Annotated in this window: 17 protein-coding genes and 1 pseudogene; 3 read left to right on the top strand and 15 right to left on the bottom strand. The window is 61.8% G+C overall.

The genetic code is table 11. The features are described 5' to 3' along the window. The first annotated feature begins 44 nt into the window (after positions 1–44). Positions 45–3,275 (top strand): ATP-binding protein, encoded by a 3,231-nt coding sequence (locus AU074_RS20920; protein ID WP_076016341.1) that lies wholly within the window; start codon positions 45–47, stop codon positions 3,273–3,275. A 58-nt stretch (positions 3,276–3,333) separates the two neighbouring features. Here AU074_RS20920 and AU074_RS20925 read toward each other — a convergent pair whose 3' ends face one another. From AU074_RS20925 to AU074_RS20935, 4 genes and pseudogenes are all read right to left on the bottom strand, one after another. Further along, on the bottom strand, positions 3,334–4,578 hold the full coding sequence (locus AU074_RS20925; protein WP_076016342.1) for a zinc-dependent alcohol dehydrogenase: 1,245 nt from the start codon (positions 4,576–4,578) through the stop codon (positions 3,334–3,336). A 110-nt stretch (positions 4,579–4,688) separates the two neighbouring features. Beyond that, a complete protein-coding gene (locus AU074_RS34075) occupies positions 4,689–4,859 on the bottom strand; it encodes a hypothetical protein (RefSeq protein WP_159442638.1) in 171 nt (56 codons plus the stop codon). A 15-nt stretch (positions 4,860–4,874) separates the two neighbouring features. Further along, the gene (locus tag AU074_RS20930; protein ID WP_076016343.1) at positions 4,875–5,276 is read right to left on the bottom strand and encodes a VOC family protein; all 402 of its coding nucleotides are present in this window, start codon (positions 5,274–5,276) and stop codon (positions 4,875–4,877) included. A 16-nt stretch (positions 5,277–5,292) separates the two neighbouring features. After that, positions 5,293–6,258, bottom strand: a pseudogene (locus tag AU074_RS20935) (SDR family NAD(P)-dependent oxidoreductase). Between AU074_RS20935 and AU074_RS20940 the strand changes: the two are divergent. After that, entirely contained in the window at positions 6,173–7,069 is an 897-nt protein-coding gene (locus AU074_RS20940; protein WP_173860395.1) for an AraC family transcriptional regulator, read from the top strand. The pseudogene AU074_RS20935 and the gene AU074_RS20940 overlap by 86 nt on opposite strands. A gap of 49 nt (positions 7,070–7,118) precedes the next feature. Beyond that, complete coding sequence (gene potE, locus AU074_RS20945) at positions 7,119–8,435, top strand: putrescine-ornithine antiporter (protein ID WP_076016344.1); 1,317 nt, start codon at positions 7,119–7,121, stop codon at positions 8,433–8,435. Between the two features lie 809 nt (positions 8,436–9,244). Here potE and AU074_RS20955 read toward each other — a convergent pair. The 11 genes from AU074_RS20955 to AU074_RS21005 form a co-directional block, all read right to left on the bottom strand. Then, positions 9,245–10,222 carry a LysR family transcriptional regulator gene (locus tag AU074_RS20955; RefSeq protein ID WP_076016345.1) on the bottom strand — a complete coding sequence of 326 codons (978 nt, stop codon included), beginning with the start codon at positions 10,220–10,222 and terminating at the stop codon, positions 9,245–9,247. A 52-nt stretch (positions 10,223–10,274) separates the two neighbouring features. After that, positions 10,275–11,210, bottom strand: a complete 936-nt coding sequence (locus AU074_RS20960; protein WP_076016346.1) for a peptidylprolyl isomerase — start codon at positions 11,208–11,210, stop codon at positions 10,275–10,277. After that, positions 11,207–11,695, bottom strand: coding sequence for a YbjN domain-containing protein (locus tag AU074_RS20965; protein ID WP_076016347.1), 489 nt, complete (start codon positions 11,693–11,695; stop codon positions 11,207–11,209). The genes AU074_RS20960 and AU074_RS20965 overlap by 4 nt, the downstream gene beginning before the upstream one ends. Before the next feature lie 20 nt (positions 11,696–11,715). After that, positions 11,716–12,342: a DNA repair protein gene (locus AU074_RS20970; RefSeq protein ID WP_076016348.1), complete on the bottom strand. Its 627-nt coding sequence runs from the start codon at positions 12,340–12,342 to the stop codon at positions 11,716–11,718. A 17-nt stretch (positions 12,343–12,359) separates the two neighbouring features. Beyond that, complete coding sequence (locus AU074_RS20975; protein WP_076016349.1) at positions 12,360–14,060, bottom strand: putative porin; 1,701 nt, start codon at positions 14,058–14,060, stop codon at positions 12,360–12,362. A gap of 42 nt (positions 14,061–14,102) precedes the next feature. Next, the gene (locus AU074_RS20980) at positions 14,103–14,810 is read right to left on the bottom strand and encodes an energy transducer TonB (RefSeq protein ID WP_076016350.1); all 708 of its coding nucleotides are present in this window, start codon (positions 14,808–14,810) and stop codon (positions 14,103–14,105) included. Positions 14,811–14,813: 3 nt separating this feature from the next. Beyond that, positions 14,814–15,239: a biopolymer transporter ExbD gene (locus tag AU074_RS20985; RefSeq protein ID WP_003211540.1), complete on the bottom strand. Its 426-nt coding sequence runs from the start codon at positions 15,237–15,239 to the stop codon at positions 14,814–14,816. Positions 15,240–15,250: 11 nt separating this feature from the next. Next, on the bottom strand, positions 15,251–17,050 hold the full coding sequence (locus AU074_RS20990) for a DUF2341 domain-containing protein (protein ID WP_076016351.1): 1,800 nt from the start codon (positions 17,048–17,050) through the stop codon (positions 15,251–15,253). Between the two features lie 24 nt (positions 17,051–17,074). Next, positions 17,075–18,619 carry a ShlB/FhaC/HecB family hemolysin secretion/activation protein gene (locus AU074_RS20995; protein ID WP_371916639.1) on the bottom strand — a complete coding sequence of 515 codons (1,545 nt, stop codon included), beginning with the start codon at positions 18,617–18,619 and terminating at the stop codon, positions 17,075–17,077. A gap of 113 nt (positions 18,620–18,732) precedes the next feature. Continuing rightward, on the bottom strand, positions 18,733–19,326 hold the full coding sequence (locus AU074_RS21000; protein WP_076016353.1) for a transposase: 594 nt from the start codon (positions 19,324–19,326) through the stop codon (positions 18,733–18,735). Positions 19,327–20,646: 1,320 nt separating this feature from the next. Next, complete coding sequence (locus tag AU074_RS21005; protein ID WP_173860396.1) at positions 20,647–21,132, bottom strand: Lrp/AsnC family transcriptional regulator; 486 nt, start codon at positions 21,130–21,132, stop codon at positions 20,647–20,649. Positions 21,133–21,207 lie beyond the last annotated feature (75 nt).

Consider the following 21,207-nt stretch of genomic DNA (forward strand, 5'->3'; position numbering starts at 1 on the left):
GCGTAAGGGACACCCCCGTCATCAAACACCAGGGAATGAATTTGATGAATCAAGAAAGCATCACCCGTTACTGGCATGCCGTCGAATTGCTACAGCCCCAGTCGGCACCAAAAATCGAGAAGCGCGACAGCCTGCCGTCGTCATTTTTTCACGACATCAATGCCGGGCGGCCGGTGATGCCTTGGTCGGAACAAAGCCCGATCGCCCGGCAGCCGATTGCCGAGAACCGAATCTGGAGCCATACCCTCTTTGCTCATCTGTACGACAGCAAGCTTGTCGCAGAAAAGCTCAAGGCGCTTTACGGCGCCGACCAGGGTTACCGGGAACAACCCAAAAGCCGCGAGTCTGCACTGTTTGCGCTGAAGTTCACCGCGCAGGGGATGATGGTGCAAGACAGCCTGGTGCTGTCCAGCGAAGCCTGGTTCCTTGGAAAAGCGCTGACAGGGAAAGATTGGAAAAGAGGCTTCGACGAGGATCAGAACGCCCTGCGTGAAGACATCAAGCCGTTGATGGGCGGACAGGTCGACGCCGCTGCGTTGCTTGAGTTGACCACCAGGATTCGACGCTTTCTGGGCGTGGATGAGTTTTTCCAGGAATTGGCGCTGTTTCGGCACCGGTTTCGCTCCACTCCCGTCAAGGAGAAAAAGCCGGAACCGGAAGACGACCCGCTCAACAGCTTCCTGCTGTCAGACCTCGCCGATGTGTCAGACAGCCTCAGCAAAGGCTGTACCAGCAAGGCACTTGATCAATACCTCAAGCGGCACAGCCCCGAGAACCGCCTGCACGTCGATGAAGACGATGCCTCGGCGCAGTTGATCGAGCGTCTGACCCCGAAATATTACGCCCCAGGTTGCTGGCCCGCAGAGCGCCACCTGGGCCTGGTGCACTCGCAGCAGTTGGCGGTGAACACCATCATCGACACCCTGGCTGAGGGTGAGGGCCTGATTGGCGTCAACGGTCCTCCGGGAACAGGCAAGACCACCCTGCTGCGGGACCTGATCGCCGCCGTCGTCACCCGACGCGCCGATGTACTCGCCAGCCTGTCGCGCGCCTCCCAGGCCTTCGTCGAGGGCATGCCCGAAAAAGTCGGCGACGGGGCTGATTTTCAGAACATCCACAAGCTCGACCCGGCCCTTTTTGGCTTTGAAATCGTGATCGCGTCTTCGAATAACGGCGCCGTTGAAAACGTCACGATGGAGCTGCCTCAACGGAACAAAATCGACGAAAGCTGGCTGCCGGAGGCCGACTATTTCGGCGAACTGGGTGAGTTGGTCAGCGGACAACCGGCCTGGGGACTGATTTCCGCGGCACTTGGCAGCAAAGCTCGGCGCAAAGCCTTTGTCAGCCGTTATTTTTACGGCCAGGCACCCGAAAAACCCAAGGCTGGCAACAAGGCCGATGAGGCAACCGAATGGCTGCCCGCCCTGGATGCCGAAGAGCTGGATGACGAACCTGAGGCCGCCGACAGCGAATCCGGCGAATCGCCTGACGAAGACATCAGCACCCCGCGTGGCTTCCTCGGCTGGCTCAAGACACGCGCCGATACCACCCGAACAACAGCTCAGCGCCAGGACACCTGGCGGCAAGCTGTCGCTGCCTACAACGCAGCAAAAGCTCGCGTTGAGCAACTGAGTGCCGACGCCAACGGCATCAATGCGCAGCTCCTCGCGTTGAACGCCTTATCCCAACAGGTCACTGAGCAATCAGACGCTCTGCGGCAGTCAAGCCAAAACATAAAGGATGTTGAGGCGCAGCTGACGCAACTGGATGAGGTCGAGTTCAAGCCTGCCCGGCACCTGTTGCAAGAGTGCCTGCTGGAACTGCAACGCCTTCAGCAGAACAAACCCGGATTTTTGGCCAACCTGTTCAGCTTTTGGGGTGCCCATCGCAACTGGAGCACGCAGCGGCGACTGATCAGTGCCAGGCACCTGATCGCAGAAGAAGACTTCGAACGCATCAAACGCAGTACGCTTCGCCTGACCGCTGAACGCACACGGCTCGATGACCTCAGTCGCGCAGCACACCAAGCCCTGACGCTCCTCCAGGAACGCCAGCGTCAACACGTTGAACACGTCACACGCTTGGCGCAAACCGGCAAGGCCGAGCATCTCCTGGCCTGGCTGCGTCATGGGATCATTGGCCGTGGCGAGGCAATCGAGCTGGTTGAGCCCTGGGCCATTAAGGGTTGGCGAGAGGCACGGGCCCAGGTATTTATCCAGGCGCTCAAACTGCATCAATGCTTCTTTGAACTTGAAGCCAAACGGATTCGCGCCAATCTGTTCTTCATCAACAGTGTGCTGCAAGGCGGTCGATTCCAGGGTGTCTCACGGGATGCCATTCGCTCAAGCTGGGCCTCGCTGTTCATGCTCGTGCCTGTGTTGAGCAGCACCTTCGCCTCCTTTGCGCGGTCGTTCGGCTCCCTGGGTGTCGGTGAAATCGGCTGGCTGCTGGTGGATGAGGCCGGTCAGGCAACCCCACAAGCTGCCGTCGGTGCCCTTTGGCGTGCGCGTCGCGCTGTACTGGTAGGCGACCCCTTGCAACTCAAGCCCATCATTACCGTCTCCGATGCTGTACTCGAACACATGCGAACCCGCTATGCGGTTGACCCCCACTGGCTACCCAACCGCCAATCCGCCCAGACCCTGGCCGACGAAGCCACTCTTTGGGGGCGAATGATGGGGCCTGCCCAAGACAAGCGCTGGGTTGGCCTGCCCCTCGTGGTGCACCGACGTTGTGACCGGCCGATGTATGCCTTGGCTAACCGAATCGCCTATGACGGTGTCATGGTATTCGGCACCCTCAGCCCAAGCCCGGAGAAGGAAACCACTGCTGGCCTGCCGACCGGCTGGATTCAAGCGAGCGGAGCTTCCACCGGCAACTGGGTCGCCGCCGAGGGCGCCGCGCTGCAGTCCTTGCTGGGCAGGTTGCGTGACGAGGGGGTGAGCATTGCTGATATCTCGGTCATCACGCCGTTCCAGGCCGTCAGGGAACGCATCAAACAGCTGCTTCCGCGCAAGATGGTGTTTGGCACTATCCATACCATGCAAGGTAAAGAAGCCGCTGTGGTGATCATGGTGCTGGGCGGTAGCAGCGAGAACCCGGGCGCGCGCGACTGGGTAGTCTGCGAACCCAACTTGCTGAACGTCGCCGCGACACGCGCCAAGCGGCGGTTCTACGTGATTGGTGACCGCAACGACTGGCGCCATCGGTCGTTATTCTGTGATGTGATGGACTTACTGCCACTGCAACAGCTTGAGCTGCCCGTTTCGTCGTGAGCGGGAAAGGGTTGGCCTTGACGTAGCATAAACCGCACCGTCAAGGCCCTGCCCTTTGCTAAACCAGGGTTGCACCCTGCCCCTGGTACACCGGGGTCATTTCTTCCAGCGGCTCGGTCAAAGGCCGGTTATCCGCCCCGGGTAACAGGATCACCTTGCGGCAATCCTCTTCGCACTTATCAAACAGTTCATAACCGCGCGCCGCCTGTTCCAGGGACAGCCGATGGGTGACGATCGCCTCCGGGTTCAGGTGCCCCAGTTCGATATGCTCAAGCAGCTCGGGAAGAAAGCGCTGCACGTGAGTCTGGCCCATCTTGAACGTCAGGCCCTTGTCGAAAGCATCGCCGAACATAAAGCCATGGATAAACCCCGAGTACACCCCCGCCACGCTCACTGTCCCGCCCCGGCGCACCGCGGCGATGCATTGACGCAAGGCTTTGCCGCTGCTGCCTTCGAGCTTGAGGGTGGCGAGGATGGTTTCAGTCGTGCTGCCCTTGGCTTCGAACCCTACGGCGTCCACCACGCCATCCACACCGCGCATGCCCTTGGTCTGGCGAATGATGGTGTCGGCAGGGTCATCGTCGTCCTCAAAGTTAACCGGGATCACACCGTACATTTGCTGGGCGTACGCCAACCGGTAGGCGTGCTGGTCAACCATGAAAATCTGCTCGGCACCGAGCATGCGTGCACACGCAGCACTCAGCAGCCCCACGGGCCCGGCGCCGTAAATCGCGATGCTGGAACCTGCGCCGATACCCGCATTGGTCACCGCCTGCCAGGCGGTGGGCAAGATATCGGAAAGGAACAACACTTTGTCATCCGCCAAGGTGCCGGGCACTTTGAATGGCCCGGTATTGGCCTTTGGCACCCGCACCAGCTCAGCCTGGCCACCAGGAACGCCACCGTACAGACGGCTGTAGCCAAATAGCGCCGCACCCGGTGGAATGGCTTTTTTATTCAGGATCGCCCCGCGCCCATCGTTGGTGGTTTCGCAGGCAGCGAACTGTTGCAACTGGCAGAAGAAACAGTCGCCACAGGCAATTACGAACGGAATAACCACGCGGTCACCGCGTTGTACCTGGGTGACCGCCGGCCCGGTTTCCTCGACGATACCCATGAACTCGTGGCCGAAAATATCACCGTGCTCCACCGTTGGAATCTTGCCCCGGTACAAGTGCAAATCGGAGCCGCAGATAGCAGTGGCCGTCACTCGCAAAATGATGTCGTCGGGTTGTTCGATAATCGGATCGGGAACGGTATCGACCTGTACTTTGTGGGCGCCCTGGTAAGTCATCGCTCGCATGGCCTGCACTCCTGTTGTTGAGGTGATTACCTAATTAAGGGGTGCAAGCACGGCTGCGGTTCAGTTGAACAGCGACGCCAACCGATAAGTGGTCGGAGGGATGGAGTGGCTTACACGTCGATAATCGCGGTGCCCGCGATGGTTTCGGCAAACCCTACATCCAACACGCGCCCCGGCGTTGCGAACCCCGGTTGGCGTTCACCGGCCAACACCCGACGCGCGGCTTCCACCGCCGCCAAGGGCGGTATAGCTGTCGCGTCCGGTGTAGTCCGTGGCGCCATAGATCATTAAGGTTTTCATTGGCCGTGCTGCCAGTTCTTGTAGACAAATTCCAGGCTGTAGCCGTCGGGGTCCAGCACGTTGGCCGCGTAGTAGTTCGGGTCATAGTGCAAACGTGCACCCGGTGCGCCGTTGTCGACAGCACCGGCATTGATTGCCGCCAGGTAGGCCGCATCGACCTCGGCCCTGCTGCTGGCGACAAACCCCACATGCACCGCCCTGCCCTCGACCACACCCTCGCGCAACCAGAAGAATATCCGCCCATTGGCGCCAAACCCTTTGAGGTCCGGATGGCCGGGTGGGCCAGCCTTGCCGTCGTAGTCGTGGCGCGTGGTGATGCCCAGCGGGGCCAGTGCGGCCTGGTAGAAATCGATGGAACGTCGAACATCGCTGACCGACAAAAAGACATGATCCAGCATGCTGTAGCCTCGCTTTTCAGATGATGTAACCGCCCGCGACCTCGATCGTCTGGGCATTGATCCAGCGGCCTTCTTCAGACAGCAACATGGCGATCACGCGCGCCACGTCCTCAGGCTCGCCCACTCGGCCGAGGGCCGTTTGGGAAGCCAGCAGCGCTTCGAACTCGTCATTGAGCCCGCCGCCCAGTTCGGTGCGGATGGCTCCCGGAGAGACGGCATTCGCACGGATCTGCCGCTCGCCAAACTCCTTGGCCATGTAACGGGTGAGTACATCCAGCGCGCCCTTGAAGGCTGCGTAAGGCGCGACCCCGGCGGTTGCCACGCGAGTCGTGGCGCTGGTGAGGTTGACGATGCAGGCGTGGGCTCGCAGCAGCGGCAACGGGTTTGAGTCAGGAAAAACGGCCCTTTGAGGTGCACATTCAGCAGGCCGTCGAACTGGGCCTCGGTGACCGATTCCAGGGGATTGAACAGGCCATAACCGGCGTTATTCACCAGCCCACTCAGGCCGCTCACACCAGGTCGCCGATAACGCCCGTGTTACCGCCTCGGCAAAACCCTCGAAGGAGCTGACGTCAGCCACATCCAACGGCAGCGCCAGCGCCTTGCCGCCCGCCGCCTCAATCTTCTGCACTACTGCGTGTGCGGCCTCTGGATGGCGGTTGTAGGTCAGGATCACGCCCATGCCTTGCCGGGCACACAGCTCTGCAGTGCTGGCACCAATGCCACGGCTACCGCCGGTGATAAGGATAACGCCCATGTGTGGCTCCACTGCTTGCTCAAATGAGTCACCACAGTAGGCCAGCGCGCCTGCGCCGGCGCAGCGGTTCCTGCTCGAAACCTGCCTGTTTCTGCTTTTTGCTTGCACATGACACGCCTGGGCGCTCAGCATGCCCGGCATGAACACACAACTGATCGAACTGCGTGCCTTGGCCGCCAAGGCCGAAAACCGCCGCACTGAAACGGGTATCCCGCGGGTGGCCATGGTCCAGGGCGCGATTCCCGAGCATATGCTGGCCGCGGTGTATGACCCGATGATCAACCTGATCCTGCAGGGCAGCAAATCCATGACCGTGGGCGACCGCACCCTGCGGTACGACCCGGCGACGTATTTCGTGATGTCCATCGAGCTGCCCGCGGTGGGCACCGTGCACCCGGCGGCGACCGGTGAACCCTACCTGGCAGTCAGCCTGACACTGGACCCGACGGTGCTCGCGACGCTACTGAACGACTTGCCCGAACCTGCCGGGCGCTACGAACACGATGCCGGCTTTTCCGTGGCCGCCGTCACCCCGGAGTTGATGGACGCCTGGCTGCGCATGCTGCGGCTGATGGGCAACCCCGAGGCGATCGCCGCCCTCGCGCCGGTTTACGAGCGCGAGATTCTCTACCGCGTATTGCAAGGCCCCCACGGCTGGATGCTGCGTGAAATCGCCGCGCCGGACACCGCCATGGCCCGGGTGAGTCAGGCCATCCAATGGATTCGCCGGGACTTCGCCGAACCGATCCGGGTAGAAGCCCTGGCGCAGAAAGCCGCGATGAGCGTGTCGGCCTTCCACCGGCACTTCAAGGCCGTCACCAACCTGAGCCCGTTGCAGTATCAAAAACGCGTGCGCTTGCTGCAGGCCCGCACGTTGATGGTGGCCAGCGCCAAAAACGTCACCAGTGCCGCCTTCGAAGTCGGCTATGAAAGCGCCACCCAGTTCAGCCGCGATTACGCTCGGGCATTCGGCCTGCCACCGGCGCGGGATGCGGCGCGAATCCTGGGGGAATCCCGGGGCCCGAAGGCGAACTGACAACAACGTGCTAGCCTGCCATCCCACGCCCCACGACAAGGAGTTGCCGATGGCCGAGCCAAGCAAGAAGATGAGCCTGATGGGCCTGACCACCCTCGTGGCGATCAACATGATGGGCTCGGGCATCATCATGCTGCCCGCCAGCATGGCGCAGTTGGGCGCGATCTCGCTGTTGTCGTGGCTGATCACCGCCGTGGGCTCGATGGCGATCGCGTACTGCTTTGCCCAGTGCGGCCTCTTCTGCACCCGCACCGGCGGCATGTCGGCCTACACCGAAGAGGCCCACGGCAAGTCGGGGTTCTTCCTCTGTTCGTTCCTGTATTTCCTGTCGCTGATCATCGCCAATGTGGCGATTGCGATTTCGGCGGTGGGCTATCTGTCGTCCTTCATCCCGTGGCTGGGCAGCGGGCCGATCCCGTTGTTTATCGGCACCCTCGCGCTGATCTGGCTGACCACCGTGGCCAACTTCGGAGGCCCGCGCCTCACCGGCCGGATCGGCGTGGTCACCGTGTGGGGCGTGATCATTCCCGTGGCGGGCTTGAGCGTGTTCGGCTGGTTCTATTTCAAGGCCGAGGTGTTCAGCGACGCCTGGAACCCCAACCAGTTGCAACTATGGGACGCCATTGGCGCGAGTATCCCGCTGACCCTCTGGGCGTTCCTCGGCATGGAGTCCGCGGCCCAGGGCTATGACGCGGTGGAAGATCCCAAGCGCACCGTGCCGCTGGCCTGCCTGCTCGGCACCCTCGGCGCGGCGCTGGTGTATGTGCTGTCGACCACGGTGATTCAGGGCATCGTGCCCAATGCCGAACTGGCTGAGTCTTCAGCGCCGTTTGCCTTGGTGTATGCGCAGATTTTCACGCCGCTGGTGGGCGATATCATCATGGCGCTGGCGGTGGTGGCGTGTATCGGTTCGCTGCTGGGCTGGCAGTTCACCCTGGCGCAAACGGCCAAGATGTCGGCGGACCAGCGTCTGTTTCCGCGGTTCTTCAGCCGGGTGAGCCGCGCCCAGGCCCCCGTGTGGGGGCTGATTGCCTGTGCGGCGTTGCAGAGCCTGATTGCCTTGTCGACCATCTCGCCCACCGCCAGCGCCCAGTTCGGCAAGCTGGTGAACCTGGCGGTGGTGACCAATTTGATTCCCTACGTCACTGCGCTGACCGGGCTGCTGGTGATGATGCACAAGGCGCGGGTGGCGGCGGTGGTGTATGCACGCAATACCACGGTGTTGCTGATTGCCGTGGGGTATTCGCTGTATGCGATTTATGCGTGTGGTGAGGAGGCGGTGTTTGGTGCGACGCTGGTGTTGGCGTTTGGGTATCTGCTGTATGGGTTTTTGGCGCGGCGGTTTATCACGGCCGGTGGTGGGTGAATATCCGTTAATTGGGTGATGGCTTAGATTGGTTCCGCTCTTACAGCGGGTCACTTTTGAAAAGAGCCCAAAAGTAACCAAAAGGCTCTTGCCCCACCACTCGGCACCTCGCTAATGCTCGGTGTGCCCTCAGCTCCGGCAGCACGAAGCGGGCCGCCGCGACGGGGCGTCCCTGCCCCGTCGCGGCTAAACCGGCGTCCTGCCGGTTTACCCGCTCCGTACTGCCTGCGTTCGGCCAGCGTGGTTTAACGGGGCGCCTAAGATCAAGATCAAAAGCAGATCAAGAGCACAGCGGCCTCCCGGCCGGCTTGAGTGTTAAAAGCAAAGACCAGAGCGAAAGCAGACCTGCTTTTCTGTGGGAGCGGGCTTGCTCGCGAAAAACCTGAGACCGCCGCGTTCATCCAGAATGCCAACGTCATCGTTAACGACCTTCGCGAGCAAGCCCGCTCCCACATTTGGACCGTGCCCGCTTTAGCTTTTGCTTTTGCTCTTCAACACTCAAGCCGGCCGGGAGGCCGCTGTGCTCTTGCTGTTGATCTTGACTGACTGCCCCATTCAGCCCGAGGCCGAACGCAGGTATTGCGCAGCGGGTAAACCGGCAGGACGCCGATTTAGCCGCGCCGGGCCATGGATGGCCCGTCGCGGCGGCCCGCGGAATCGGGCCGGAGTGCGGGCATGCCGAGCCCAAGCGAGGCACCGAGTGGTGGGGCAAAGACCTTTTGGTTACTTTTGGGGCGTTTGCCAAAAGTGACCCGCTGTAAGAGCGGAACCCTAAGCCGCCGTTACCGCAGCAACGGATATGTACCCCATCAATCAAACCACTCCCCCCGCTCAAGAAACGTATTCCGAATCATCTCCACCACCCACCCCACCTCCTGCGGATGCCGCACCTCAGCACTCACCCCCATCCAAACCTGCCGCTGCATCCCCTCCAAAAACACCCCATCCAACGCCGTCAACCCACGATCAAAACAACTCATATACCGCGGCAACAACCCAATACACGCACTGCAGCGAATCATCTCCAGCATCAACGGATACGCCTGCACCTGCACCACCCCCGCCAACCGCTGCTCCACCAGACTGTTCCACGGCCGCAACGCCTCCACCTGCCGGTCCGGCTGCCACTGCACCAACATATAATCCGCCAGGTCCTCGATACTGTCGGGCCGCACCGCCAACCGCGAATACCGCTTGGCAATATGCGGCGAATAATCCAGCCGCGCCAACACCTCAGGCGCCCCAATGGCAAAGCTCGGCCCAGCCCCCGGCGACTCCATCCCCGACAACCACACCACCACATCCGCATCCAGCGCCTGCAACCCCAAATCGCTGTCGATGGAAATAATCTCCAACCGCACACTCGCATTGCGCCGCAGCAACGCAATCAGGTCGCGCCCCAAAATGTCATGCAGGATCGACTCAGCAACCGCCAGCCGAATCAACGGTTGCTCCAGCACCGGCACCCGTCGTTCATGGGCCAGAGCAATCAGTTGGGCCTGCAACTGCTGCCCATCACGACTCAGGGCCAGGACATTACCCTGATAGCTGAACAACGAACGCCGCAGTTGCTCTTCCAACTGCGCCAGGCGCTTGCGCAATTGCGTGGCCTTGATATTCAGGCTGCGGGCCGCCTGCATGAAACACCCACAGCGGGCGCTGATCAGGAAATACTGCGCCACCTCGGGTTCAATAGTGGCAGCCAGGGCCAGCCAGGCCTCGCGGGACTCAGTCAGCCCGCGATAGGGCGTGGTGCCGTGGGGTACAGCCGGGTCAAGAAATACCATGGGAGACTCCCTGTCTTGTGGGTACTGTGCATCCAATGCGGTGAGACGTTTTTTACTCGAGCACCTTGTTCAGCTCGGCACCGTCGATGCTCAAGGTGGCGGTATTCAGCATGCCTTCCAGGTAGGCCTTGGCGATTTGCTCCTGGCGTTGCGCACGCAGGGCTTCGGTCAGGCGGCCCCGCAGTTCATCCAGTGTGGCGGTGCGCGCCGGTTGTTGCCCGGTGAGCTTGAGCACGTGAAAACCCGCCGCACTTTGCACCGGCTCCGACACCGCGCCCGTCTTGAGCCGCGCCACCACACCGCGCATTTCGGGCACCAGTTGTTGCAATGGCTGCATCCCGGAATCGCCACCGCGCCGGGCGCTGTCGGGGTCCTGGGAATATTGGCTGGCCAGGGTGGCAAACTCGCCCGGCGAGGCCTGCGCCTTGCGGCTCAACTCCTGGGCTTGGCGCCGCACCGTGTCGACGGTTTGCGGGTCGGTCACGGCCAGGAAAATCTGGCTGACCTGGTACAACGGCGGCGTCACCCATTGCGCCTTGCCGCTGTCATAGGCTTGCTGCAATTCGGCGGCACTGGGGTAATCGGCCGGCACTTGGCTGACCGATAACATGTAGTCGCGAAACACGATTTGCTCGGTGGCGGCGCGGGTTTGCTGTTCCACTTCCGGGCGCTGGCGCCAGCCCTGGGCATCGGCCTGTTCAAGCACGGCCTTTTGCGCCAGGCGTGAACGCAGCCAGGTTTCCAGGGCGCCCCGGTTGCCACGCAGTTGCTCGCGGGTTTCCGCCGGCAAGGCGGCCAGCACCGACTTGAGTTCAAGCAGGTCGATCTGCTGATTGCCCAGGCGCGCCACCGCCGGCCCGTCCTTCACGGCCACCGACGCCGGCTGCTGGGCTGCGACCGGGTCACTGCCCGGTCGCAGGCTCAACCCCACCGCGACCGCCAGCACCACCAGGGCGCCGGCGCCGACCACCAGGGTTGGTTTCTTCACAGGGCAGGCGCCTCTTCACGGGCATCGACGGCAGGCGCGGCGTCGGCCTGGGCCTGAAGCTGAGCGGCCTGCTGGCTGTATTCACGCAGGTAGACGATGAATTCCTGCAGCAGGCGGTCCCACAATTCCAGCTGGTTGCGCAGGTACGGGGCGCCCACGCCGGCGGCCACCACGTCCATCTCCATCAGCAGGAACTCACCCTGCAACGACAAGCGGGCAAAACGCCGGGAAGCATTCCACACCTGGGCCAAACCCTCGGGCAACTCGCCCTGCACCCGCAACGCGCAGCTGTAGGTGAAATCCACGTAGCTGCCCTGCTCTGCCGCCGGGTTGCCGAAACGCACGGCAAAGCCGATGCCCTGGCTGGCGCTGAGCAATTGCACGATGCCGTTCTGCTCGGTCTGGTTGACCCGGTAGCCGGCTTCCTGCAGCAGCTCGGTCAGGGATGGCGGGGTCACGCTGGTGATCAGTTGTACGTCGCTCATAGTGGTCTCTTCCTTGTTGATCAATGATTAGTGACGGTCTGTGGGGCATCGAACCGATTAAGGTATAGACCATCACCAAAACCCTGGGCGAGTTCCTCGAACTTGACCCGGGTGCTGCTGGCGAACGGTTGGCGGATGCTCATCACGTCGGCCACGTCGATTTTTTCGTAGGCCGTCAGCAATTGCTGGGCCACGCCGTACATCTGTTGATTCTTGACTGAACATTGCTGCACTTGTGTGTCACGTTCCGTGAGTTGCGCCTGCAAACGCGCCCGCTCGGTTTCTTTGCCCCGGGCGATCACCAGCAAGTCTTCATAGGCTTTCTTGAACTTGCCCACCTGCTCGTTGCTGGCGGTCACCTGGGCCTGGGCCTGGCTGTGCAGGTTCTGTTGCTGGCCGACCAATTGCTCAGCCACGCCCCGGGTCTTTTCCAGCTCGGCGGTCAGTTGCTTGATCTGCGCCTGAGCCTGCTTGGCCTGGGTTTCGGCGGCGATACGCGCGGCACTGGCCTGGGCCTGCTCGCTTTGCAGCGCCTGCAACTGCTGGGTGGTGCTGCGCAGTTGGGTGCGCAGGCGCTCCTCCATGCCTTCAGCCGAAGCGCCGGTGGTGACGAGCAGCAAAAGCAGGCCGCAAATTCGCGTGTTCATGAGCTTTCTCCGGCGCATCAGAAGCGCGTGTTGAGTTCCAGTTGCATGACATCCACTTCAAACGGCGCGCCATACACTTCGGAGGCACTGAGCCAACGGGCACTGGCGTAGATGTTCTTGTCGAGGCCGTAGTTGGCGCCAATGAAATAGCCCTTGGCATTGGTGCCGCCAAGGTGGAACGAGGAGTCGTTAAAGCCGTCCGGCAAGGCATCCGGCTGGATGTATTTGTAGCCAGCCAACACGTTCCAGTCGCCCTTCCTGCGCATCTCCAGCGCACTGCCGAGGGTGAACTGCACCAGCAATGCATTGCCGCCGCTTTCAAACTGGCCGTCGCTGTTGATGTTGTTGACGATCTGGCCTTCGCTGCGTTTGAGCATCTCGCCCTTGTCGTAGGCCAGGTTGTGGATGAAGTTGGTCTGGCTACGCAGCTTGAGGTCTTCCGGCAGCTCGCTGTCCCACGCCAGGTTGAGGTCGAGCACGTTGAACTTGGATGCCAGGCCGACGAATTGCGGTTGCGGCGTCAGGCCAGGCGTCGCCGGATTGGGGGCGATGTCTCGCAGCAGGAACAGGCTGTTGCCCTTCTGCATGAAGGCCAGGCGCGTGCCGTCGGTGTCGCACGCCGGCTGGCCGGCCCACGGCGAGCAAGGGCTGGAGCGTTCGCCCTGGATGTCACCGAAGTGGTAGTAGGCCATCGAGCCTTTCAGGCTGTTGCTGCGGTTGATCTTCCAGTCGGCGCCGATCTGCCCGCCGAACATCCATTTGTTTTCACTCTCGTCCTTGTCGAAACCGTTGGTGGTGGCGGTGTCGGGGCTGTACTCCACCGGGAACGCGCCGAGGGTGCCGAACAGGCCCCAGTCGCTATTGAGTTTGTGGTTAAAGATCGCCGCCACGCCGTCGAAATTGAGGTCGCCGGAATACATCATGTCGGTGGAGTAGAACGGGTTGGCAAAGCGCCCGGCGGTCAGGGTCATGTAGTCGGTGGTCTTCCAGGTGAGGTAACCCTGGTCGAGCCAGATGTCTTTCTTGCCAAAGCCGCCGCCCAGGGTTTGGGTGGTGGACACGGGGTTGTTGTCGTTGCCGGTGCCGAGGCGAATGCCGGCGGTCCATTCGGGTGAGATCACGGCCTTCATGCCCAGGCGGGCGCGCAGACGGAACAGGTTCTCGCGGTCTTCGCGGGTGTTGAGCAACGGCGGCAGTTGGGTGTTGGTGTTCTTGTTGACGTCGTAGGGCCCGTTTTGATTGAGCTTGGCGTAATCGACGATTTCGTTGCTGTTGTTGCCCGAGAAATAGCGCGACTCATCCCGCAGGCGGATGTCGCCGTCGAAGCTGATACGCGAGACCCAGTCCGGAAAGGTGTTGGGCTGGGCCCAGTTTTCCTGCTTGGCGGTGGCCATGACCTCGGCCTTGACCTGGTCGCGAATCTGGTCGCGCACCGCTGCCGGCACGTACTGCACCCGCACATCGCCGGGGGCCGCCGCAGGGCCTGCCGCTACCGCCGTGGCGGTACTGCCCTGGCGTGCCTGCTGTGCTTCTTTTTCAGCCTGGGCGATCAACCCTTCGGCCTGTTCCTGCTTGAGCACACCTTGCTGCACCAGCAGGCGGATCAGGTTGATCGTGGCGTTTTCCGAAGGCGCGGCCGTGGCTGCCGTCGCCTGGCCGACCAGGGTCGCAATGACCATGCCGACCGCCAGGGTCAATCGATTCACGTGGGAAATCATCTGCACACAACTCCTGTAGAAAACTGCAAAAAAAGGGTTCGATCAATCCGGGCGCCGGCCCTTGAGGGACAGGCGTACCGGCAGGGTCAATGACGCGGGTGCGCGCTCCTTCAGGCGCGGTGTGGCGCGCAATGCGGCCAACACCTGAGCGTCGGTCTCGGCGTCGCCGCTGGACTTGGCCAACTCCACGCGGGTCACCTCGCCGTCGGCGCTCAGCCACAGGTCGGCCTGCACCGTGTAGGCCTTCTTGCGCAGCTCCGGGTCTTCCCGCAGCAGGCGCTGGAACACCCCGGCCAGGTACTGCTTGAACGTCCCGGTACCCAGGCCGCCACCGCCAGAACCGGCCATGCCGCCGCCCTTGCCGGCACCGATGTTGAAACCGTCATTGCCGGACTGCGTATCGCCGTCGATCTGCATCGGGTTGGCCAGGTCGTCCACCGGTGAAGGCGGCGCTTCCTCCTCGGGTTTGACTTCGTCGGGGGTTGGGGTGGGCTCCGGCTCGGGGACTTTCTCCTGCACCTCGGGCTCCGGCTCCTTGGGTTTTTCCGGCGGCGGTGGTGGCGGTGGCGGCAACGGAATAATCGTCGGCACCTTGGGCGCTTCACGGCGCACGCCACTCATGTCATTGGCCCACTGCCAGAGAAACCAGGCAGCCACGGCCGCCAGCAGCAGGCCAACGCCCCACTTCAGCGGGCGCAACGGCGGCTTGTTCTTGAGCGGCGTCGGCGTGATCGGCATCTGTGCGGTCATGGCTCAGCCCTGGCTCGGTTTGCCGGTGACCAGCCCGACCTGGGACAGCTCCAGGCGACGCAACAAGTCGAGCACTTCGATGACCTTCTGGTACTGCACCATGGCGTCGCCGCGCACGATTACCGGGAAGTCCGGGTTCAGCGCTTTCTCGATGCGCAGGCGTTCCTCCAGCTCCGGCAATGTCACCGGGTAAGCGTCGAGAAACACCTGGCCGCCATCGTTCACCGAGATGGCCTTGGTCTTGGCCTCGGACAACGACACCGAAGCGCTGGCCTTGGGCAGGTGGATCTGGATCCCCGAGACCTGGGCGGTGGCGGTGAGGATAAACATCACCAACACCACCATCAGCACGTCCACCAGGGGCGTGATGTTGATGCTGTCGACGGGTGCATCATCGTCATCGTCGTGGGAGGCATTCACGGAAGCCATGCTGATTCTCCTCAGGCCGGTACGTGGGCGTGGTGGTCGCGACGGTGCGCCGCTTCGCTGTGCTGGCTCTCGCCATGCATCTCCGCCAGGCGGGTGATGAACTCGTCAACGAACACGCGCATGTCGGCGCTGACTTCCTTGTTGCGGGTAATCAGGCGGTTGTAGCCAAACAGCGCCGGGATTGCGACAAACAGGCCCATGGCCGTGGCCAGCAAGGCCGCCGCCATGCCCGGGGCGATGGCGTTGATGTTCACGTCACCGGCCATTGCCGTGCCGAGGAACACCACCATGATCCCCAGCACCGTGCCGAGCAGGCCGATATACGGGCCACCGGCGATGGCGTTGGACAGGGTCGACAGCTTGGCGCCGAGCTGCTGGTTTTCCCGGGTGCGCACGCCGTCCATGGAGCAGCGGATGGCTTCGATGGTGGCTGCCGAGACCGACGAGGTGTCGGCGCCCTGGGCGCGGCGAGTGCGGATTTCCTTGACCGCTACCCGATACAGGCGCCACAGCGAGGAATGGGTCAGGCGCTCAGCCAGCACGGCATCGTCGTAGTACATCTCCAGGCGCGTACCGATCTGCGCGAATTGCTCACGGAAGATATCGTTGGCGGCACTCACGCGGCTGACCTGGCGGTTCTTGCGAATCATGATGAACCACGACTGAAACATCATCCCCACCAGCACCAGGATGATCACCCAGGCGTCCACCGGCACGGCCTTGAGCAGGAAGCCCAGGCTGCCGAAACCGAAGCCCGACTGTTCTTCATCCACGCCATACGCCACCAGTTTCGACTCGGCGCCCTGGGCTGTGGCATCGGCCAGTAACAGAGCTGCCGGGCGCGCCACTTTGGACAGGCGCAGCTCGTCCATGGCGCCGGTAAACGGCAGGTGACCGCTGGCGGCTTCCGGCAAATCGGCACCGATCGCCAGTTGCGAATTGAACGCCGGCATTGCCACTGCAAGGGTCGCGGTCTCGCGGCCATTGACGTACAGCGAGACCTTGTCGCCCTCGGCGGTGAATGCCAGGTGCTGCCATTGGCCCGGGTTCAGCGGCTGGGTCGAGACGGCGCGCTGGCCGTCGATTTCAATAAACGGCATGCCCTGGTTCAAGCCCAGCAACAGGCTATGGGTGCCCTCGCGACGGGCCATGACCAGTTGCTCGCCGCTGGCCTGGTCCAGGCGCAGCCAGGCGCTGAAGGTAAACGCACCGCCCGCTGCGTGTTGCAGCGACGGGCTCGCCGGCAGCAGCAACGGCTGGCCACTGAACTGCAGCGCGCGGCCGATCACCCCGTCGATGCTCGCACCGGTGGCGTTCACGGCGGTGTTGCCGTAGGCCGTGGTGTCCCGGGGCGGCGTGCCGTTGGCGCCGTCGAAGTGGTAGAGCGCGGTGTAGTTCGGGTCGAAGGTCAGTTGGCCGTTGGCAGTGGCCGGAGCCTTCTGGTTGCCGTAGTACATCCACAGGTCCTGGCGCTGGCCGCCTTCGACCTTGGGCACATCCACCCAGATCAGCGCCATGCCCATGAGCGGGTCGAAACTTTCGATCTGGTGGTTGAACACGGTCTTGTCATCGGCGCTGACAAAGCGCAGGTCGGCACCGTCGTCCTTGACCCCGTCAAAGGTGAAATTGCCGGTGTGCAGGCGCACCAGCAACGCGGTGCGGCCCAGGGCCTGGCTGATGGCCGCGCCCTGGGAGGGGGTGTCCACCGTGATCTGTTTACGGTAGTGCCAATCGTCCTGCCACCAGGCATGGGCGGTGGCCGGGAGCGCGAAGCCCAGGCAGATCAACAGGCTCAGAAATAGGCGTTGCATGTCAGCAGTCTCCGAAAAAAAGGGTCAGAAAGTCGCCTGCACACTGAAGTGCAGTCGCGAGTCCTGTTTCTGTGTGTTTGGGCCGTCGAGCAGCGGGTAGCCCCAATCCAGGCTGCCGGACAACCACTTGCTCAAACTGGCACGGGTGCCCAGGCCGACACTGGCCAGGCTGTATTCGTCTTCCTGCTCGGGCAGCGGGTCATGCAGGCGCAGGCGCGCACCTTCGGCAAACGCGTAGAAGCGCCACTCCTGCACATAACTGCCGAGGAACTTGGCCAGCGAAGGCGTACGCAGCTCTTGGGACAGCAGGTAACCTTCATCACCGGTGCGCTCGGCGGCGAGATAACCGCGTACCGACGTGGCGCCGCCGGCGGAATATTGCTCGTTGGACACCAGCGGCCCCGAAGCCAACTGGAAACCGGCCTTCGACGCCGACTGCCAGTCATTGCCGAAGGTGTAGGTGTAATTCAGGTCGCCCTTGAGCACCGCAAAGCTCGGGCTGGCCTGGTCGCGTTTGTACTGGAACTCTTCGGCGTCGCTGCCGTAGCCGAAAAACGCACGGGTGCCCACCACCAGGCTCAAGCCCAGCCCCAACTGCGATTGCTCGGTGTAGCGATAGCCGTTGTAGCCGAAGGTCAGCGGGGCGTACTTGAGCGGGATATCGTCCGTGCTGCCGCCAAACTTCATCTGTTCCTTGAAGTCCTTGAAGTCCACACCGGCCGAGAACGAGTTGGCCCAGTTGCCGCTGGCCGGCAGGCTGTAGATCGCCGATACACCGTAAGAATGGCCCTTGCCCAACACGTTGCTGCCGCCGATGGTGGCGATGTTGCTGTCGGACTGATAACCGGAAAATTGCAGGCTCCAGCGATCACTCAACGGCGCGGTGTAGGAGCCCGACCAGACCTTGGCGTTGTCGCTGTCCTGGGGCGCCGTGAAGTAGGTCAGGGAAATGCTGTGGCCCAGTTGCCAGAGGTTGTCGTAACCCAGGGTGGCAACGCTGCGCAGTTCCTTGGTGTCGGCGCTGTAGTCGTTGTTCAGGCCGAGGCTGGCGTGCCAGGGGTTCTGGTCTTCCACCTGCAGGTCGACGTCCATGGTGCCCGGGCGCTGGCCTTCGCGTACCAACGGCGTGACCTGGCGCCCTACACCACGATTGAGGCCGGCGAGTTGGGTTTGCACGCTGGCGAAATCCGGGACTGCGCCCTCCTTCAGGCCCGGCACTTCCTCGCGGATTTCCACCGGTGAATAGTGCTTGGCGCCTACCACGCGGACGCGGCCGACCTTGGTTTCGCTGACTTGCAGGTAGACGATACCGTCATCGACCTTCTGCTCCGGCAGCTCGACAAACACCGACTGGTAGCCGCGTTCCTGATAGATCTTCTGCAAGGCATCCCGGGCGCCTTCGATATCGGCGAGGGTCTTTTGCGGGCCGAGAAACGGGTACACCGCCTCTTCGATGGCGCGGGCATCGAGCACGGTATTGCCGCGCACGAAGTACTCGTTGACGTCCACCAGCCGCGCCGGAGTTTCGGGCTGTGCGCCCTGCTCTTCGGCCTGCACGGGTTGCGCCAGTGCGCCCAGCGTCAGCCAGCACAGCGCCAGCGTTGATTTGAACAGATGCTCCACACCGCCCCCTGGTTTACTAAGAATGAGTGCCGTCGCCGTTTGCCCGGCGTTTGGCCTGTTCAATTGCTGGATATCGAGGTGTTGCCGTGCCGGGCGAGCCAGGTGTGCAGCAGGGCGAAGTTCAGGGAGAACTCCGGCATGTGCAGCAAGGCGCCACAGAACACTTCACCGATGATTTTCTGGATCAGCTGCACCGCCTGCGGGTTATTCAGGAACGTGGCGATGTCGCGTTGCAGGAGGTTGATGCCCCAGACTTTCTGGTTCAGGTCGAGGCCGACGAACCAGCGGAACAGCAGGTTGTAGTTGAGTTGTTCGTGCAGTTGCTGTTCGTTGGGGACCGAGTACAGGAGTTGCAGCAGCAGGATCTGCAAGAGGGTCTGGGGGGCGATCTGGGTGCCGGGTTCGGCCTGAAGCAGGTCGCGGTGGTGGTCGAGGATTTCGTCGATCTGCGGGCGCAGCAGGACCAGTGAATGGCCTGCGGGAATGTAGCTGGAGACTTCCTTGAGGGCGCCTTGCCAGTCGTCCTGGGAGACGATCCATACCCACGGTGCGCCATAGCGGTAGACCGAGACCGGTTTTTTGCGCGCGGCTTCGACGATCTTTGACAGGCGCTGGTCGAGCTCCTGCATGCCGACTTTCGAGTAACGTTCCATAGTTCCCATTCGCCCCACTCCTGGCATCCTGCTTGCGGCTCTGAAATCGCCTGTTTGGCGGTGTTGAGCGCGTTACATAGCCAAGACTGGGGGCACCGGGGGCTACCGAACTTTTGTCATAAAAGCTTCTTTTTTGGGCGGGGGGGGGTTGGGGGTATATCCGTTGGTTTTGTTACGGCTACTATTGGTTCCGCTCTTACAGCGGGTCACTTTTGAAAGGAGCCCAAAAGTAACCAAAAGGCTCTTGCCCCACCACTCGGCACCTCGCTAATGCTCGGTGTGCCCTCAGCTCCGGCATTACTCCGCGGGCCGCCGCGACGGGGCGTCCCTGCCCCGTCGCGGCTAAACCGGCGTCCTGCCGGTTTACCCGCTCCGTACTGCCTACGTTCGGCCAGCGTGGTTTAACGGGGCGCCTGAGATCAAGATCAAAAGCAGATCAAGAGCACAGCGGCCTACAGGCCGGCTTGAGTGTGGTGAAGCAACAGCAACAGCAGAATCAAAAGCTAAAGCGGGCACGGTCCAAATGTGGGAGCGGGCTTGCTCGCGAAGGTCGTTAACGATGACGCTGGCATTCTGGATGAACGCGGCGGTCTCAGGTTTTTCGCGAGCAAGCTCGCTCCTACAGAGAAGCAAGCCGGCCGGGAGGCTTGAGTGTTGTAGAGCAACAGCAAAAGCGAACGCGGTTCAAATGTGGGAGCGGGCTTGCTCGCGAAGGTCGTTAACGATGACGTGGGCATCCTGATTCAACGCGGCGGTCTCAGGTTTTTCGCGAGCAAGCTCGCTCCTACAGAGAAGCAAGTCGGCCGGGAGGCTTGAGTGTTGTAGAGCAACAGCAAAAGCGAACGCGGTCCAAATGTGGGAGCGGGCTTGCTCGCGAAGGTCGTTAACGATGACGTGGGCATTCCGGATGAATGCGGCGCCCTCTGGTTTTTCGCGAGCAAGCCCGCTCCCACAGAAAAACAGCTCTGCATTCGCTCTGGCTTTTGATCTGGCTTTTAACACTCAAGCCGGCCGGTAGGCCGCTGTGCTCTGCTTTTGATCTGCTGTTGATCTTGATCTGACTGCCCCATTCAGCCCGAGGCCGAACGTAGGTATTGAGGAGCGGGTAAACCGGCAGGACGCCGGTTTAGCCGCGCCGGGCCATGGATGGCCCGTCGCGGCGGCCCGCGGAGCAATGCCGAAGTGAGGGAACGCCGAGCCTAAGCGAGGCGCCGACAGGCGGGGCAGAGCGTTTTGGTTACTTTTGCGCTTTTCAAAAGTGACCCGCTGTAAGAGCGGAACCATAGGTGGCCGTTACCTAAATAACGGATATACACCCGATCACAGCACCGACAAGGGCAACGGCAACTCATAAGACTTCTTAACCGTCCTGACCACCAAAGTAGACGAATAAGTACGAATCGGAATATCCCGATAAATGTCTAAAAACCGATAGATATAATCAGTGTACTCAGTGGCATCCCGAAACTTCGCCACCATCACAAAATCAAACTCCCCGGTCAGCAAATAACAGTCCTGGATCTCCGGATGACTCGCCAGGATATGCTGCATCTTGCGGTCGATATCATTACTGTCCCTATCAAGCTTAATCAAAAAGAACGCCGTCACCTGAATCCCAAGCTTGCGCTCATCCAGCACGGCCACTTTCGCCTTTATGATCCCGACACTCTCCAGCCGCCTGATACGCCGGTAACAACTGGTCGACGACAGCCCCACACTGTCACTCAACAACTCCAGACTCTGGCAGCAATCCCTTTGCAACTTCCCCAGAATCTTCAAATCCATGGCGTCTGTCATTTTTTCCATATCTTCCTTGAAAAAACTGCAATGAATCCACCGTAAACACCCGCCAATTTGCACAAATCCTGCGCAGCGGCGCAC

It is taken from the genome of Pseudomonas sp. ATCC PTA-122608 (assembly GCF_001952855.1).
GTDB lineage: Bacteria > Pseudomonadota > Gammaproteobacteria > Pseudomonadales > Pseudomonadaceae > Aquipseudomonas.